General features: G+C 42.8%; 11 protein-coding genes and 1 pseudogene. 7 read left to right on the top strand and 5 right to left on the bottom strand.

Features of this window, described 5'->3' with window-relative positions:
* Nucleotides 1–2 precede the first annotated feature (2 nt).
* Complete coding sequence (der, locus tag V5G28_RS27225) at nt 3–1364, bottom strand: ribosome biogenesis GTPase Der (protein ID WP_332996376.1); 1362 nt, start codon at nt 1362–1364, stop codon at nt 3–5.
* A gap of 423 nt (nt 1365–1787) precedes the next feature.
* Between der and V5G28_RS27220 the strand changes: the two genes are divergently transcribed.
* The 4 genes from V5G28_RS27220 to V5G28_RS27205 all read left to right on the top strand — a co-directional run bounded on the left by V5G28_RS27220 (nt 1788) and on the right by V5G28_RS27205 (nt 5307).
* Nucleotides 1788–2030: a hypothetical protein gene (locus V5G28_RS27220; protein ID WP_332996374.1), complete on the top strand. Its 243-nt coding sequence runs from the start codon at nt 1788–1790 to the stop codon at nt 2028–2030.
* Nucleotides 2031–2053: 23 nt separating this feature from the next.
* On the top strand, nt 2054–2242 hold the full coding sequence (locus V5G28_RS27215; protein ID WP_332996372.1) for a hypothetical protein: 189 nt from the start codon (nt 2054–2056) through the stop codon (nt 2240–2242).
* A 431-nt stretch (nt 2243–2673) separates the two neighbouring features.
* Entirely contained in the window at nt 2674–3051 is a 378-nt protein-coding gene (locus tag V5G28_RS27210; protein ID WP_332996370.1) for a hypothetical protein, read from the top strand.
* A 66-nt stretch (nt 3052–3117) separates the two neighbouring features.
* On the top strand, nt 3118–5307 hold the full coding sequence (locus tag V5G28_RS27205; RefSeq protein WP_442994295.1) for a tetratricopeptide repeat protein: 2190 nt from the start codon (nt 3118–3120) through the stop codon (nt 5305–5307).
* A 324-nt stretch (nt 5308–5631) separates the two neighbouring features.
* On the opposite strand, the gene V5G28_RS27200 is transcribed toward V5G28_RS27205, so the two are convergent.
* Together V5G28_RS27200 and V5G28_RS27195 are read right to left on the bottom strand one after the other, a co-directional pair.
* The gene (locus V5G28_RS27200) at nt 5632–6438 is read right to left on the bottom strand and encodes an inositol monophosphatase family protein (RefSeq protein ID WP_332996368.1); all 807 of its coding nucleotides are present in this window, start codon (nt 6436–6438) and stop codon (nt 5632–5634) included.
* 65 nt (nt 6439–6503) lie between these two features.
* Complete coding sequence (locus V5G28_RS27195; RefSeq protein ID WP_332996367.1) at nt 6504–7937, bottom strand: BCD family MFS transporter; 1434 nt, start codon at nt 7935–7937, stop codon at nt 6504–6506.
* Between the two features lie 1663 nt (nt 7938–9600).
* On the opposite strand from V5G28_RS27195, the gene V5G28_RS27190 reads away from it, so the two are divergent.
* The gene (locus tag V5G28_RS27190; protein WP_332996365.1) at nt 9601–10548 is read left to right on the top strand and encodes an aldo/keto reductase; all 948 of its coding nucleotides are present in this window, start codon (nt 9601–9603) and stop codon (nt 10546–10548) included.
* Between the two features lie 303 nt (nt 10549–10851).
* Here the strand turns inward: V5G28_RS27190 and V5G28_RS27185 are convergent, their stop codons facing one another.
* Nucleotides 10852–11613 carry a circadian clock KaiB family protein gene (locus V5G28_RS27185; protein WP_332996363.1) on the bottom strand — a complete coding sequence of 254 codons (762 nt, stop codon included), beginning with the start codon at nt 11611–11613 and terminating at the stop codon, nt 10852–10854.
* 501 nt (nt 11614–12114) lie between these two features.
* Between V5G28_RS27185 and V5G28_RS27180 the strand changes: the two genes are divergently transcribed.
* The gene (locus V5G28_RS27180; RefSeq protein WP_332996361.1) at nt 12115–13299 is read left to right on the top strand and encodes an RNA-guided endonuclease InsQ/TnpB family protein; all 1185 of its coding nucleotides are present in this window, start codon (nt 12115–12117) and stop codon (nt 13297–13299) included.
* 63 nt (nt 13300–13362) lie between these two features.
* On the opposite strand, the pseudogene V5G28_RS36880 reads toward V5G28_RS27180, so the two are convergent.
* A pseudogene (locus tag V5G28_RS36880) lies at nt 13363–13483 on the bottom strand (IS1 family transposase); the annotation flags it as partial.
* Between the two features lie 200 nt (nt 13484–13683).
* Here V5G28_RS36880 and V5G28_RS27170 point away from each other — a divergent pair.
* Nucleotides 13684–18138, top strand: a complete 4455-nt coding sequence (locus V5G28_RS27170) for a CHAT domain-containing protein (protein WP_332996357.1) — start codon at nt 13684–13686, stop codon at nt 18136–18138.
* The last annotated feature ends 144 nt before the right edge of the window (nt 18139–18282 follow it).

The raw sequence follows: 18282 nt of genomic DNA, 5'->3' as shown, positions 1-18282 counted from the left end.
ATTTACACGCGGGTGGCGCGATTGGCACTACCACTTTCGACATCACGAGTTTTCTTACTCCGCCATAGTATACGGATGGGAGTTCCTTGAAAGCCCAAATGTTGCCGAAATTGTCGCTCAATATAGCGACGGTAGTTGTCGTTGAAGCGTTTGCCATCGTTGACAAACAATGCTATTGTAGGCGGTTGAGCGCTGACTTGCGTACCATAATAAATCCTGCCCTGACGCCCACCGCGAGAGACTGGCGGGGAATGCCGACCAACCGCTTCTTCCAAGACTTCGTTGATCACCGCTGTGCTGACACGGCGTTTGTGCGATTCTGCTGCTGTATTCACCAACTCCAAAATCTTTTCCACCCGTTGCCCAGTCAAAGCGCTGACAAAGATGGTTTGCGCCCATTCCGTGAAATGCATCCGTTCTTGCAGATGTTTTTCGTAATCATAAATCGTGTGAGAGTCCTTTTCAATAGCATCCCACTTATTGACCACGATAATGCAAGCTCGACCTTCTTCGACAATCCGCCCAGCTAATTTTTGGTCTTGCTCGGTGACACCATCAAGAGCATCTATCACCATTAAAACCACATCAGCGCGACGAATTGCTTTAAAAGCACGGTTGATGCTAAAGAATTCGGGACCATAATCCACGTTCTTCTTTTTGCGAATCCCTGCTGTGTCAATTAAGCGGTAAATTTGCCCATTGCGTTCCACGACAGTATCAATCGCATCGCGGGTTGTACCAGAAATTGGGCTAACAATTGCCCTTGCTTCTCCCACGAAAGCATTTAATAAACTGGATTTCCCAACATTCGGGCGTCCCACAATTGCCACTTTAATTTCATTGGTTTCTGGGATTTCTTCTGTCGGTGGCAGATGTTTAATTAACTCGTCGAGAAAATCTCCTGTGCCGCTTCCATGAATGGCAGAAATGGGGTAAGGTTCACCCAAGCCCAATTCCCAGAATTCGCTAGCTTGCATTAAACCTTGTTCTGGGGATTCACACTTATTGACAGCCAGGAGAACAGGAACAGGTTGTTGTCGCAACCACTCTGCGACTTCTTGATCAGCGGGTGTTGGTCCAGTTTGACCATCTACCACAAAAATAGCGGCACTTGCTTCTGCAAGCGCAGTCATAGCCTGTTGGCGAATCAGTGGTAAAAATTCTGTATCGTCATTAAATACCAAACCACCAGTATCGACGACGAGAAACTCGCGATCATTCCAGTAGGCGGGTAAATATGTGCGATCGCGTGTCATACCTGGTTCGTCATGAACGATAGCAGATTTTTCCCCGGCAAGGCGATTGACCAGGGTAGATTTGCCCACATTCGGGCGACCAATAATAGCAACAATAGGAAGACCCATAACCGGATGCACTATGCTCCAAATCTCTATTGTAGCGATTTGGGGTAGCAAAGAGTGATAAGTGGCAACGTGAAATTATTAAGTGTGAAAGACGAGTTTTTTTGACCTTTAGAACAGTGATGCTACCTGCTTAGGCGATCGCCTTTGGCGGCTCCCTTTGGGAGCATCGCACTTTTTGTAAACAGCTTTAGACTAGGTTAATTACCCTAAAAATATAGCGCTTCTCGTTTGGATTACTAAACAAACAAAGTGGTCGTACATAAGGGATTTCCAACAAATAAATTATCCAATCTTGTGGGGTGGGCATCTTGCCCGCCCAGTTTATTAGGACGGGCTAGAAGCCCATCCCACAAAAAAAAGTTGGATATTTTTTAATTTAGAAATCCCTAAAATAAAATAGCCCTGATAAAAAGGAGGAATAATATGAAGACTATCGAAACAATTGCCACCGTTACAGCAGACGGCAAAATCACAGTACAGTTACCACCGGATATCCCAGCAGGTGAGCATAGAGTTGTGGTGATGATTGATGAACAGCCTTTACCCAAAAAAACAGAGACAAAGGAAAAGCGATCGCTGCTAGATTTTCCTGTGATTCATGTTGATTCTTGGTCTGAAAATCTTTCTCTAAGACGTGAGGATATCTATGATGATTGGGGACGGTAACACTGTATTTTAGGAGAAATGAGATGAAAGCGATTACGAGAATTGCTACAGTTACAACAGATGGAAAAATTACCGTGCAGTTACCACCAGATATCCCAGCAGGTGAGCATCAAATTGTAGTGGTGATTGATGAGAAACCAGTCACTCGCTTCTCAAAAATTCAAAATTATCAATTCAAAATTCAAAATTTAAGACCCCCTAACTTCAGTTAGGGGCTTGAATAACGATGCTTTGCAGTTTCTTTTTTTTGCATAATTAAAATTAGGGGCTTGCACCCTGAATTAATTAATTCAAAATTACTCCCGTCTTTCCTAAGTTGAACTTTGAATGAGCGAATGAGCGAATTGTTTCGGTCACTCAAGAAAAGCGTACACCGCTGAAATTTTCCTCGTATCCTGTAGGATTAGTCTCGGAAAGCGTTACTTTCCGCCGAGAAGACTTATATGCCAACGACTGATAACCCTGTCTTCATTGACACCAATATTTTGGTTTATGCCAATTTAGCGCTTACTACGAAGCCCTCAAAGCAAAATTAACAGGCTAGTAGGTCATAGTAGCAAAAATCCCTCTAGTCATTTTCCGAAATTTCCTAAAATAGTATTGTATGAATAACCAAATGCCATCTCAATTTCAGGGCTAGTTTATGGAACCTGCAACACTAACAGCAGCCGCGATCGCCACTTTAGTCATCACCAAAGCTTTTGAAAAAACGGGTGAAATCATCGGGGAAAAGGCTTGGAACGAAGGCGAGAAGTTGATATTACTGCTTAAGCGCAAAGAACCTGATACGGCAAATGCTATAGAACTGGCTCAAAAACAACCTCTAAATTATGGTCAAGCTTATCTCATTGGACAACAAGTAGAGAAAGCGGCAAAAAAAGATTCTGAAATTGCTCAAGCAGTCGCATCTGTGGCAAATGAAGCACAACCTCAATTGACAAAAACAATTATTGAAAATTGGCAAGGCATAAACGTTAAAGGCGGAACTAATACTATTTCTGGTAATACTTTCAATTTCTGACTCCAGTCGCCTGAACGGGAACGGGCAAAGTTAAACCCCCCTACTGGAATACCACAAAATTTACCCCTGAGTGGGGCGACGAAGTTTGTCGGACGTGAAGAAGAACTCGAACATCTCCACCAACTCTTGCAGCAAAATGACCGCGTGGCAATAGCCGCCATTGCTGGTATGGGTGGCGTGGGTAAAACTGAACTGGCGCTGCAATATGCAATAGCACACCGCGAAACTTACCAAGGTGGAATTTGCTGGTTGCTGGCCTTACAAGATGTGGGATTGCAGATTGTGCAATTTGCTCGTATACAACTGCAATTAAACCCACCAGAGGATTTTGATTTACTGGCGCAAGTCGTATACTGCTGGCGAAACTGGCGTGAAGGTGAAGTGCTGTTAGTGTTGGATAACGTCACCGACTACAAACAAGTCAAGCCTTATCTCGAGACGTCATCGTCTCGGTTTAAAGTGCTGATGACGACACGGGAAAAATTACAGCCGCCTATTGTGCGATTAGATTTAGATGTGCTGAAACCACGGGCGGCAATGAATTTATTAAAATCCCTAATAGGTAGAGAACGGTTGCAACGTGAGCCTTGGGTTGCCAGAAAACTTTGTAAATGGCTGGGTTATTTGCCCTTGGGATTGGAATTGGTGGGACGTTATCTCGCATTGGATGAGGATTTATCCCTCACAGAAATGTTGCAAAGGTTGGAAGATGAGCGTCTGAAGGACGAAGCCTTAGACCAAGCACCGCCAGAAATGACTGCTGAACGAGGTGTGACTGCTGCTTTTGAGTTAAGTTGGCAACGCTTGAATGAAAACGGCCAATTTTTAGGTTGTCTGCTGAGTTTGTTTGCCTTGTCTCCCATTCCTTGGGAAGTGATAGAAAGTATGGAAACAGGCAATAAAGCCACAGTTTTGAAGAAAGCTAGACCCAATTTGTTGCAGTTGCATTTGCTACAGCGCAAAGGTGAAGGTATCTACCAACTACACCCTCTACTTAGGGAATTTTTCCAAATGAAGCTGCAAGGGTTAGAGGTAGCAGATGATATGAAAAGTGCCTTTGCTGCAGCAATGGTAAAAGTTGCCCAAGGGTTTCCTGAAACCCCTAACCGTGAGCAAATCAAAGCTGTTAGCACTGCTATGCCTCATATTGCAGAGGTAGCAAACAACCTTACGACCTATCTCAATGATAAGGATATAATTTCACCTTTCTTGAGTTTGGGTCGATTCTACCAAGGTCAAGGGTTTTATGAACAGGCAGAACCTTGGTATAAGCAGTGCCTAGAAGTCACTAAAAAGCGCCTAGGGGAGGAACATCGCGATGTCGCACCAAGTTGGAATAATCTGGCTTATCTCTACAATTCACAAGGACGATACGCAGAAGCTGAACCTCTCTACTTACAAGCTTTGGAACTGAGGCGACGCTTGCTGGGAGAAGAACATCCTGATGTCGCTCTAAGTCTTAACAACTTGGCTTATCTCTACAATTCACAAGGACGATACGCAGAAGCTGAACCTCTCTACTTACAAGCTTTGGAACTGAGGCGACGCTTGCTGGGAGAAGAACATCCTGATGTCGCCACTAGTCTCAATAACCTGGCAGGGCTCTACAATTCACAAGGACGATACGCAAAAGCTGAACCCCTCTACCTCCAAGCATTAACACTAATCCGACGCTTGCTAGGAGAAGAACATCCCCATTTCGCCACTAGTCTCAACAATCTGGCAGGGCTTTACAATTCCCAAGGAAGATACGCAGAAGCTGAACCCCTCTACCTTCAAGCTTTGGAACTAACACGACGCCTGCTAGGAGAAGAACATCCTCATTTTGCCAGTAAGCTCAACAACCTGGCAACAATGTACAATTCCCAAGGAAGATACGCAGAAGCTGAACTTCTGTTACAACAAGCATTGGAACTAATGCGACGTCTACTGGGAGATGAACATCCCGATGTCGCCACTAACCTCAACAACTTGGCGGGACTCTACTATTCCCAAGGAAGATACGCAGAAGCTGAACCTTTGATCCAACAAGCATTGGAACTAAGGCGACGCCTGCTGGGAGAAGAACATCCTGATGTTGCCAATGACCTCAACAATTTAGCAGCAGTATACCAATTCCAAGGACGTTATAGCGAAGCTGAGCCATTGTATAAAAAAGCTTTGGAGATTTCTGAGCGCAGTTTAGGGATAGGGCATCCGTTAACAATAAAGATTCGAGGAAATTATGTAATTTGCTTGAGGCGGGGATATCGTTGATGCTTCAATAACCAAAATCATACTAGAGAAATGAACTTCTAAGGCTCAACGCCGAAGTTCTAAACTCGGACTTTGTACTTTTGAAGCTGAAGCCCCGAGTTCAGAAGCGCAAGTTTCAAGTTCCAAGCACCAAGTTCCGAGTTCCAAGCTTGAATGATGGTGTTACACAGGCGATCGCTCACCTAAAACTATCAAACCATCAAAGGCGATCGCTCTATTAATGCTATTGATGTTACGCGATCGCCTTCTCAATATCTGTGCATCTTAATTTCTTGGCGTTCTAGCCTTCGGCACGCCGCTTTGCGTCTAAGGCGTCTTGGCGGTTCAAATTTTCACCTTCTCCACAAACGGAGTAAAAATCGGAATCAATTCTTTCCGACTGACAACTAAAGTCGGGAAAGAACGAGTCGTATAATCTTCCCCTGGTATTAAAGGAAAGGGTTCCGACTTTAACGATACCCAGCTTCCCCCAGCAGCTTGGACAATCACCCAAGCTGCCGCTATATCCCAAACTTTTGGTGTAGCTTCGACACCACCTAATGTTGCGCCAGTAGCAGTCGTCAGGAAATTATAGCTAGCAACACCCAGCATCCGAATTTTGCAGGGAAAGTCTTTCTGTATCGCTGCGGTGCTGCGGGAACAGAGGTTGAAGAAGTGATTTCCACTGGGAGCGTCATTACTGGTATAAATAGGACGTCTATCAAGAAAAGCCCCAGTTGGTGCTTCTAACTCAGGTATACCTCCCCAGTAGCCGTGAAAAGCTTGATTCAATGGCGGCACGTAGACGTAACCAAAAACTGGTGTCCCTTGATACAGCAAACCTAAAGAAATCGACCAAATGGGAATCCCACGAGTAAAGTTAGTTGTACCGTCCAAGGGGTCAATGACCCAGCACCATTCGGTACCAGGAAAAACCTTGTCGCCTTCTTCACTCAAGATACCGTAACCAGCGAAAGTAGATGCTATGGCGTCCCGTATTTCCTGATCCGCCCATTTATCCGCTTGCGTTACCAAACTGCCATCAGCTTTTTGCAGAGCTTGCACTTGCCCAAAATCTTGCATTAACTGGTTTCCCACTCTTGCGGTAGTGGTTTGGGCAAAATCTAGAATTGTTGTCCAAAATTCAGTCATAGTTTTATTTTCGCGCAAAGACGCCAAGACGCAAAAAGTTTTTGGTGTCTTGGCGCGAAACAAAATTAATCAAGTTCGCTTTGCAAAATAGATGCGATCGCCTGCTTGGCGTTTGTCTGAAATTCTCTCACATTCAAACGGTTTAGAAACCAAATCGCCAGCAGCATTAATGCGGCTTCTAAGGCAAACACGAGTCCATAGGCTAGCACTAAGTTGGGCAGCAGCCTACGTCCGGCATCGAAGATCGCACCACCTGCAAACACAGCCATTCCTCTCGCTAGAGATTGCGCTAGTCCCCAAGCACCAATGAACGTTCCTGAGGTTTCAGGCGCTGTCAAATCCAGCATCAAGGTGATTGCGGCAGTCGTTAGAATACCAGTTGCTAAACCGAACAATACCAAAGCGAGCTTGAGTAACGCTGGATTCGCAGAAAATCCTGATATCCCAAGTAATCCTGCACAGAGTGCCACTAACATACAACCAAGGCGTATAGTTCTTTGCTTACCTAAACGCGGCACAATCAAAAAGCCCCCGACACCGTAGGCAATCAGTATACCTGTGCCGTAAAAAACATTCAGTTTAGTACTTTCTGCTAGAGGCATCCGAAAGATCTGACCAGCATAAGGTTCTAAAATCGGGTCTTGCATAAATAAGCCCAGTGTCATCACCACTAAAAAGGTGAAAAATAGACCTGTTTGCGGACTAGCTGTTAGTATTCGCCAAGCTGCGCCAAGGGTAATGCTGTCTTCTCGGTTGATGACTGTGGAACGAGTGGTGTACTGAGAATACTTTTTCTCTACGCCAAAGGTCGCTATAATCCCCAACGCAAAGACAATTGCCGGAACAACGATAAACAGCTTGTTAACTGATGCCTGTAATGTCGCTGTTGTTGCCTCGGGTGTTAATTGCTTGAGCAAACTGGAACTGATAATTGCCCCGACAATAATCCCCACCATCAGCATCGACCAAACAACACCGACAACTTTGGAACGGTTGTCTTCTTCAGAGATATCTACCAACAAAGCCGCAAATGCAGTACCGCTTGCACAAATTCCCAAACCGTATAAAGCAAAAACCAAAGCCAGAAGAGCAATCCAGCTCATTGTTTGGCTTGTCCATGCCCAGCCACCAGCACTGCTGACGACAGTGTTCAGTTGCCATAACACCTGCACAGCTAAAAATGAGGCTACAGCAAATACCGCAGCTCCCACCCAGACATAAGCCGTGCGGTGGTAGCCCCATATCGGCTTGGCGTCGGACATTTGCCCAAACCAAACCCGAGAAGGAGAAACAAATAATTGTATTGCTAGCACTGCTCCTACCAGCGTCGCCGGAATGGCTATTTCCTGAATCATGACTCTGTTGAGTACTCCCAGAGTCAGGATAGACATCATGCTTAGCCCCATCTGAAATAAGCCAAGCCGAAACATGGTCAACACATTAACCTTTGGCATCGCCAGGGAATTTCCCTGGGAATCAATGAAATCGCCGCTTGCCATAGATACTTTCTTACAGGGAATATATAATTTGATTTTTCATTGGTTTTATAACCAAGATAAACTACTGGCATACGCCTATCCAAAGCTACCTTAAGGCGAACTTATCCAGATACAGTAGCTCGACGTAAATAAATGATAAATGTAGGATGGAAAGCGCGAAGCGTAACCCATGCTGTCCTTTGCCATTGATGCGGTACTCAAAAGGATATGGATTCACAAAGATTGTTGCTACTAGATGATAATTATTAGGGTGGAGCAATTGCTCACCAATATCTGAATGTCTATTGCATATGCTTTTGTGAGCAATGCCCACCTTACAGAAAACCGCTGTAGAAACAGAGCCATGATGTCGGGGCAAATTCTGCCGAGTAACACAAGTTTAGATTAAATGCAGAAATCATAAGCTGGGCATTGCTCTTATGTTCACTGAACAGATACCAAAATTGTGCAAGGCAATGCCCACCGTACAGGTAAGTATTGCACTAAGTTGTTACCTTGAATGCTATCTGCCGTTGTGATGATAATTCACCTTGTTTGCCGCTAATCTAGATTATTCGTTAGTTAAACTGTGTATCTGCCATCCCTTTCTGTGTGTGAAGGGCTTTTTATTTTGGGGCAGCAGCGACTGAGTTTGGCAAAGCCTAGGTATTTTAGTGGTTTCTTTGTAGCAGCGTTTCCTAGACAAAGTGACAGACGACTGCTATTATTTATCCTTTCATAAGAAAACCCCAGATTCCTGGGGCTTATTGAACGTTTTCTCTTGTCATATAACCACCCTAGTGACCTTTGGGGAATAGGGAATCTCGCCAAGAAAATGAGTAAAAATTAACCCCAGATGAACTGGGGTTAATTTTTAGATATCACCCTCAACCGTTGCAAACATTGGATGTAGCGGCATATGTGGGTAAACATATTCGGTGTATCAATATTCTTTTAGTCACTTTAAAGAAATTCTTGACATAAAGAATGACAAGTACTAGCGTATTGTGGATGAAGAAAGGTAGACGAGACCCTGACGACCTGGTAATGAAGGGGGTAAATACTCCTTGGTTTTGCGGGTGCTTTGTTATAGAAAACCGCGTTTGCGATCGCCGGAAGTGCGATGGCAAAGGTTTTCCCCTCCATAAAAGTAAAATATAGCCTGTTAGTAAACGGTTGGTAAATATAGAGTTAAGTTTTAGTAGCTTAGCATTGCGGAAAGCTCACTGCACAGAAAGCGATGCGAGGGTGATGGGAGGCGCGTGAGTAGCGATCGCCCTCCCAAAGAGCTGCGATCGCCTTTCGCCCGCTTATTCGTCTTTCAGTACCCCCTAGTTACATCTATATATCCGGATACCCAAAATTTTGTACATCCACAATCAATGTGTACTCAGCTAGCGGTATGATTATCGATGATGCTTCCATCTCTATTGAGGGAAGATTATGCCAATCATCTCTCTAAGCTCGTTTAAGAAGTCGGGTATCTAAGCATGGGTGATTTATGCGCTAAGCACAGGCACTTTCACACAAATGTGCGCCCGTATTGCTATATGGCATTATTGCTCATGAGGATTTGAACATTAAAGGCTAGCGTATCATTTGTCTATACTCTGAGAGATATTTTAAGAAAAGTTTTACAATACACTGAAAAGTAAAGAATTGTAAAAAAATTAATGTTGTAAACGTGGAAACTATCACACTAGGGCAAAATGGTCCGGCTGTTACACCCCTTTGCATTGGGACTTGGGCATGGGGTGATAAGCTTTTTTGGAATTATGGCAATAACTATGGTGCAGATCAATTGCAAGCAGCTTTTACAGCAGCTTTGGAGGTTGGTGTCACCTTCTTTGATACGGCTGAAATTTACGGATTTGGACTTTCAGAGGAATTTTTGGGGCAATTCTTGCAGAAAACCGACAAACAGGTGCAGATTGCAACCAAATACGGTCCAGTTCCCTGGCGATTTCTGGGTCAGTCTGTCGCCGATGCCCTCACAGATAGTCTCAAACGCCTACAATTAGAGCGAGTCGCTTTGTATCAAGTGCATTGGCCCTTCACCTTCTTTATGAGTCAAGAAACCTTGATGAATGCTCTTGCAGATGAAGTGAAGCGCGGCAGAATTGAAGCAGTAGGTGTTAGTAATTACTCGGCACAGCAAATGCGGGAAGCGCACCAAATACTAGCTGCGCGTGGAGTCCCTTTGGCTGTGAATCAAGTGCGTTACTCTTTGCTGACTCGCCAGATTGAAACGGATGGTATTCTCCAAACAGCCCGTGAATTAGGTGTAACAATCTTGGCGTATAGTCCTTTGGCGCAGGGTTTACTGACTGGCAAATACACTGCTGATAGCGACAACACTCCCAAAGATGGCAGAAGGATAGACCCCAAATTTAGTAAAGAAGGCTTGCAGAAACTTGAGCCTGTGATCTCTTTGCTACGCCAGTTAGGAGACAAGCACGATCGCACACCAGCCCAAGTTGCCTTGAGGTGGTTAATTGATCAAGGAAACATCATTCCTATTGCTGGGGCGAAAACTGCCGAACAGGTACAACAAAATGCAGGCGCTTTGGGTTGGAAATTGGGCGATGATGAGATTAAGCAGTTAGAGGAAGTGAGTCGTCGTTATAAGTGAAGGGGATTGGGGATTAGGGATTGGGGATTGGGTTTACATAAGTCCTATGCCTAGTGGGTACGACCACGGCTATCGCCTGTACCGTGCGACCTCTTTTAGGAGGCACGGCACGCAAGAGCGGCATTAGCGAAGGCATAGGACTCACCCGAAGGGGTCTCCCGACCGACCAGCCACGGTTCTGGCAGTCCCATCACCTTTTCAAACATTGTGGTGTGGGCATTCTGGGCGCGACTTGGTAAAAAGAACCAAGTAAAAAGTTAAAAAAATTATTTCTTTGTTTTAACTTTTGAGTTTTCACTTGATTTACAAGTTTTCCTGACCTGCTAACATCTGTAAAATTTTCTCTACATTATCCAAATCCCCAGCAATTCTCCGTACAGGCTGAGGCCAAACTTTAACCAGGGTGGGAGTTGCAGAAACTTGATCCAATTCTGCTTGTTCTGGATTCGTTAATACGTCAATGACTTTCAGAGTATAAGGGTTGCCAAGATATCTTTCTAAAAGTTCGTGTAAATTCTTTAAAATGCGTTCAGTGGCAGCACTATGTCCTGCAACAAATAAGCGAAGAACATAGCCCTTTGTTTTTGATTGAGGTTGTTGTGCGGATGTGACTGGTTGATAGTACGAAGGAGTTGGATCACTAAGTGAGAGCCGCATAACTAAGTCGTGGTCTTCCCAAAGCTGGGGAAATGTGGAACGATATGTTGTTAATACTAGGCGATCGCACAACCCCTCCTGCCAAGGTGCAGATTGCCATGTTAGCTCCCCTGTACCAAAAATAGCGTTAAGGACTGCTTGATGTCGCATGACTGCCGGATAAGCTTCGGCAAAAGTCTGGATTTGCTGGCTGCGCGGATCTAACCAATGGTCTATGGTCGCTGTGTAGCATGGTACTAAAAAGTGAGGCGGTTCTGGTAAGTCTAGGATTTCCTGCAACATCGCGCACAAATGTAAATGCCATCGACCTTGCTTACTAGGGTCGATACAGTAAATTAAATCTCCTCCAGGTGTAAATAGCGCAATGCCTTTAAACAGTTGGGGTAGAGGTGCTTTGTCGAGTGTCAAGGGCGTGTTCGGAGAAAAATCATGAATTATATATTATGAATTATGAAATTTTTTATCATTCATAATTCATAATTTACAATTGTCAACACTTAAACTCTACTATGTCAATATGGTTATCCAGGGTTTTGGAGAAGGACAATGTGCGTGCGAACTAGCCGTCCGACTCGTTACCGCAAGGTGTTATTAGAAAGTAGGTTGAAAACCCCGGAGAAACAGCAACGTAGTTGCGTATTTCGTGCTTCAGACCGGGGATGAAAACCACAGACGCAGGCTTTAGCCTGCCGTGATGTTTTGTTTCTTTGGTTCGGGGAGAGTGTCAATTAACTCTTCCATTATTTGAGTCATTGTCTTATCTTTTTCCACTGCCAATAACTGTAGTTTATTCATCCTTCGCTCTGAGACAAGGATGTGTAAATGTTTTTTTGCCATACTTTACACATATTATGAACATATTCATGTTAGCATATATCGAGTGAAACAAAACAAGGAGGTGATAACGCAGTGCTTGTATTAGAGTACAAGGTGAAGGGTAAAAAATATCAATATCAAGCAATTGATGAAGCTATTAGAACTACTCAGTTCATCCGAAACAAAGCTATTAGATATTGGATGGATGGTTCAAGAGAATCAAAAATCAACAAAATAGCCTTAAACAATTACTCGACAGCGCTGCGAAAAGAGTTTAAGTTTGTAGAAGAGTTAAACTCAATGGCTTGTCAAGTTGCAACCGAAAGAGCCTGGAGCGCTATTGACAGATTTTACAAGAACTGCAAGTCTAAGAAGGCAGGGAAAAAAGGCTTCCCCCGCTTTCAAAAAGATAACCGTTCAGTTGAATACAAAACTTCAGGATGGTCATTACACCCGACAAAACGACGTATTACTTTTACTGATAAAAAAGGTATTGGTGAAGTCAAGTTGTTAGGTAAGTGGGATATTCAGACCTACCCCGTTAAGTCAATTAAGCGCGTTCGGTTAGTTAAGAAGGCTGACGGCTACTACTGTCAACTTGCTATTGATGTTGAGGTCAAGGCCGAGACAAGGATAGGCCACGGTGAAGTGGGCTTAGATGTTGGACTTGAGTTTTTCTACTCTGACTCCAATGGGCATCATCAAGAGAATCCCAGATTCTTGAGGAAAGTCGAAAAAGCCATTAAGCATGCTCAACGTCAGATTTACAAGAAAGAAAAAGGAAAGAACCAACGACGAATAGCTAGACTCAGATATGCCAAAAAGCATTTAAGAGTAAGTAGGCAACGTAATGAGCATGCAAAGAGACTTGCACGCTGCGTATGCAAAGCTAACGCTTTAGTCGCCTATGAAAACTTGAATGTCAAAGGCATGGTAAGAAATCACTGCCTTGCCAAGTCTATCAATGATGTAGCTTGGACTCTGTTTCGTCGTTGGTTGGAGTATTTCGCTGCTAAATTTGGAACTACAGTTGTAGCTGTCAATCCTAGAATGACTTCTCAAAAGTGTTCAGATTGCGGTGCAATTGTGAAAAAATTTCTTTCAACTCGTACCCATGAATGTAGTTGTGGATGCAAGTTGCAGCGGGATGTCAATGCAGCAATAAATATTTTAAATCTTGCACGACAAGCTAGGGACGGACAGTCCCGAAGTAACGCTACAGGAGTCGGAACCTCTACTCTTCTTGGCGCAAGCCTGGTAGAGCAAGTTGTGACGTAGAATGTAGAATCCCCGTGGCTTTAGCCCGGGGAGTGTCAATGAAGCTTTCAATATAGCTTGTCTTACCACTATCTTTGCTCACTGGTTGATGTTGTTTGCTGGGGAAAACCTGTTCGTACGCTTGCCAAAAATATGTGTAACAAATCGCATATTGGCGAGAGACAGGTGGTAGAGATTGCCATAACTGTTTTGGCGATCGCGATCATTTGCGATCGCACACTATCCCCACCGCATGGCGGATGGAAAATTCTATGATCGATCATAGGTTAAAATTAAAATAAATATAAAATCATAAAATGTCTATCTCCCCGCTAGGCATACTTGCATAAACTACCCACCACTGAGAGCCGTAGCGTTTCACTGGTAGTCACCTCGAGGTTTTAGATGATTCATTCAGTTGTCATCAATCTAGGATATGGTGATTTATACGAGGGATTTCCTGTTGTGACTGCTGGGTTGTGGGCATTAAATAATCCTCGTCCGCAGCAGTTTATCGGTAGTTTACCACCAGCGCCGAATTTGGTAGAGTTGTATCGAAATTGGCAATCGATTTATCAGAGTTTGTGCGATCGCCTTTGGCGGGGCGCAGCCCATCGCCTAGGAAGTGGATCGATTAGGAATTTGGCGGATGATGATGATGAACTAGAAATTGATGAAGGTAATATCACGAATGTCTCTGTAGTAGATTTTAATGATTTGTGCCACCAGTTACAGCTAAGTATTGATAATTGGCTGGAATCACCAGGGATTACTGGTATTAGCCGACAGCTACGCGCTGCACTTCATCCCGCAGATGAAATACGGGTAATTATCGAAACTCAAGATATTATTATCCAAAAATTACCTTGGCATTGTTGCAGTTTTTTTCAAGATTATCCGCGTTCAGAAGTTTCTTTTTCGAGAACTGAATATAAACGCACTCCTAAGTTGCAATTATCGCAAGTTAAGAGAAATCACGCAAGAATTTTGGCAATTTTAGGCAATTCTCAAGGTATTGATTTAGAAAGAGAACAGAGGTTTTTACAAAGTTTACCAGATGCAGAGATACAGCTAGTTGTCAAGCCTTCACGGAAAGAATTTAACGATAAACTTTGGGATTCTCAAGGTTGGGATATGCTCTTTTTTGCTGGGCATAGTCAAACTGAGGAGGAAACAGGAATAATTTATATTAATGAAAATCCGACCAATAATAGTTTGACGATTGAACAATTAGCAGAAGCGTTAAAAGCGGCGATTGAGAAGGGTTTGCAACTAGCAATTTTTAATTCTTGCAATGGTTTAGGGTTGGCTCATGGCTTGGAAAAATTAAACCTGCCGACGACAATTGTTATGCGCGAACCAGTACCAAATCGCGTTGCAGAAGAATTTTTTAATTATTTTTTACAAGCGTTTGTGTTTGAACAAAAATCCTTGTATACGTCAGTACAGCAAGCGCGACGCAGACTACAAGGATTAGAAGATGATTTTCCCGGTGCGAGTTGGCTACCTGTAATTTTTATTAATCCCGCTGAAGAACCACCAACTTGGGTGAATCTGAAGGAAAAAATTGCATCTCAAGCTATATTTAATCACACTCACGTAGAAAGTAAAAAAAAGCGCCTCTCTTGGGGAGAGGCGATTGATGTTTCGATATTTTACGGACGTAATGACGAAATTAACATATTAAAAAAATGGATTGTGACGGATAATTGCCGATTAATTACAATAATTGGCATGGGTGGAATTGGAAAAACAGCTTTATCTGTCAAGTTAGCAGAACTGGTGGAAAATGAATTTGATTGTTTAATTTGGCGAAGCTTACGGAATGCGCCACCAGTAGAAGAATTATTGAGCGATTTAATCAGTTTTTTATCTCAAGAACATCAAATAGTTGTAGCAAATTCCTTAGATAAACAAATATCTCAATTCATCGAATGTCTGCGTGCTTCTCGCTGTTTAGTTGTGTTGGATAATCTCGAATCGATTTTACACAGCGATAAACAAGCCGAAAATTACCTTGAAGGATATGCAGGATATGGGCAACTTTTGCAATGTGTGGGAGATACTCGCCATCAAAGTTGTGTTTTAGTTACCACTCGAGAAAAACCTAGAGGACTTGGCGCGAGGGAAGGCGAGAATTTTCCAGTGCGATCGCTGACATTAAAAGGGTTAAATTACCAAGAAGGAAAATTAATTTTAGTACAAAAAGGTTTATCGCCATCAGCAACTCAAATAAACAGCTTAGTTGAGTCTTATGCTGGTAATCCGCTGGCGCTAAAGATTGCAGCGACGACAATTGAAGAATTATTTGCTGGTAGTATTACTGATTTTTTGCAAGCAGGGACAATTATCTTCGGCGATATTTTTGATTTACTCAGCCAGCAGTTTCTCCGTCTTTCGATTTTAGAAAAACAAGTCATGTATTGGTTGGCGATTCATCGAGAGTGGGTATCTTTAAAAGAGTTACAAAGCGATATCATTGACATTGTCAAAACGCGAGATTTACTGACAGCTTTAGAGTCTTTACAATCGCGCTGCTTACTTGAAAATCAAGCAGGTAAGTTTACTCAGCAACCAGTGGTAATGGAGTATGTCATTGAAGAATTAATCGAACAAGTTACCGAAGATATTTCTACGGGAGAAATTCAAAATCTCAATAAATATGCTTTAATTAAAGCCCAAAGCCAAGATTACCTCAGAAATGCTCAATTCCAATTTATTCTCAAACCCATTACTGATAAATTATCAAAATTTTGGGTACAAAAGGAAATTATTCAAAAGCATTTAAATCAAATTTTATTGCAACTCAAATCCTCTACAACCCCAAAACCGGGATATGCTGCGGGTAATATAATTAATCTCTTGCGACAACTTGATATAGAACTAAATAACTATGACTTTTCTAATCTAAATATTTGGCAAGCTTACCTGCAAGGAATTAACTTACAACAAACAAACTTTGCTCATTCCGATTTAAGTAAATCAGTATTTACCCAAACTTTAGGTAGTATCTTAGCAGCCAAATTCAGCCCCACAGGTAAATTATTAGCAACAGCGATTGAGAATGAAATATATCTATGGGAAGTTGACAACATCAGACAATTACTTCAACTTGACGGTCATACAGCTTGGGTGCGATCGCTTGCATTAAGCCAGGATGGTAAAATCCTAGCTAGCGGTAGTCGCGATCGCACTATCAGGTTATGGAACGTCGAAAGCGGACAATGCTTGCAAATACTAACAGGTCATACATCAGATGTACAATCCGTTGCTTTTAGCCACGACGGTAACACTTTAGCTAGTGGTAGCAACGATAAAACTATCAGATTATGGAATATCTCAACCGGACAATGTTTGCAGGTTTTCCGAGGACATACAAATAATCTCACCTTTGTCACTTTCCATCCCCACAAGCAAATATTAATTACTGCAAGTGTCGATAAAACCGTTAGATTGTGGGATATCCCAACTGGGGAATGTTTACAAATCTTTAATATTCCGATTAATTGGGAACTTGCTGTTGCTTTAAGTCACGACGGACAAACGTTAGTTACCGGAAGCGATGGTAATACGGTAAAATTCTGGGATATATCCAGTGGTAAATGCATCAAAACTCTACCACATTACAACAGCTTTGTCTGGACTATAACTTTTAGTCACGACGATAAAACCATAGTTACTGGCAGCGAAGATAACACAATCAAAATTTGGGATATACAGACTGGAGAATGTCTGCAAACCTTACAGGAACATAAGCAGCGGGTTTGGTTAGTTGATTTGCATCCAGACAATCAAACTTTACTGAGTATCAGCGAAGACCAAACCATCAAACTCTGGGATATGCGATCGCAACGCTGCTTAAAAACATTAAAAGGGTATAGTAACTGGATATTATCTCTCGCTTTTAGTCCAGATGGTCAAACATTAGCCAGCAGTTCCCAAGACCAGAAAATTAGACTATGGGATATTAAAACAGGAAAATGCCACTCAATATTACAAGGACACAATAACTTAATATCTTCAGTCACCTTTGCTCCTCAACATATCAAAGATTGTCTACTAGCTAGCGGTAGTGATGACAACACCATTAGACTGTGGAATCATCAAGGCGAATGTTTGAAAACACTCCGGGGACACGAGGCTTGGGTATATTCGGTTGCTTTTAGTCCCCAGGGGAAAATTTTAGCTAGTGGTAGTCGTGACAATACTGTAAAACTTTGGGATTGGCGGACTGGTGAATGTTTGCACACTTTAGTCGGACATCAAAATAGAGTCAAATCAGTTGCCTTTAATCCTTTCAGTAACATATTAGCAAGCGCTAGTGATGACACAACCATCAAAATATGGGATGTCAATAATCGAACTTGCTTGCAAACACTGGTAGGACATCAAGATAGGCTTGATTGCGTAGTTTTCAGCCCCAATGCAAACATAATTGCCAGTGCTAGTTGCGACAAAACCATCAAACTATGGGATGTGAATACCGGGGAGTGTCTGCACACATTAGAAGCACATACCCACCGTATCCGCATGGTAGTATTTAGTTCAGATGGTCAGATTCTAGCTAGTTGTAGCGACGACCAAACAGTAAAACTATGGGATGCCAGTACAGGTAAACATATTAGAACATTGTCAGGACATGATAAAGCAGTATGGACGGTTGCAATTAGCCCCGATAATTGCATATTAGCCAGCGGTAGCGAAGACCAAACCATCAAACTTTGGCATCTGCAAACAGGTGAATGCTGGCAAACCTTAAGATGCAGTAGACCATATGAAGGTATGAATATTAACAATACTACTGGTTTAACAACTGCTCAGAAAAGTATCTTAAAATCCTTGGGAGCAGTTGGAGAATAGAGCTTTATCAGCTAAAACGATAGGTGCAAAACTCCTCGTATTTTAGACACCAGATGCGGCTTCCCCATTTCCAAAGCAAAATTCACTCTTAGGAGGGATATGAATGTTGTTAAAAGTCATCCAAAATGTAGATTGGTTTACTGA

The sequence above is a fragment of the Scytonema sp. PRP1 genome (genome assembly GCF_036697665.2).
GTDB classification, from domain to species: Bacteria; Cyanobacteriota; Cyanobacteriia; order Cyanobacteriales; family Nostocaceae; genus Kalymmatonema; species Kalymmatonema gypsitolerans.
Note: the sequence above shows the minus strand (reverse complement) of the source record. Positions and strands in the feature narration are given on the sequence as shown.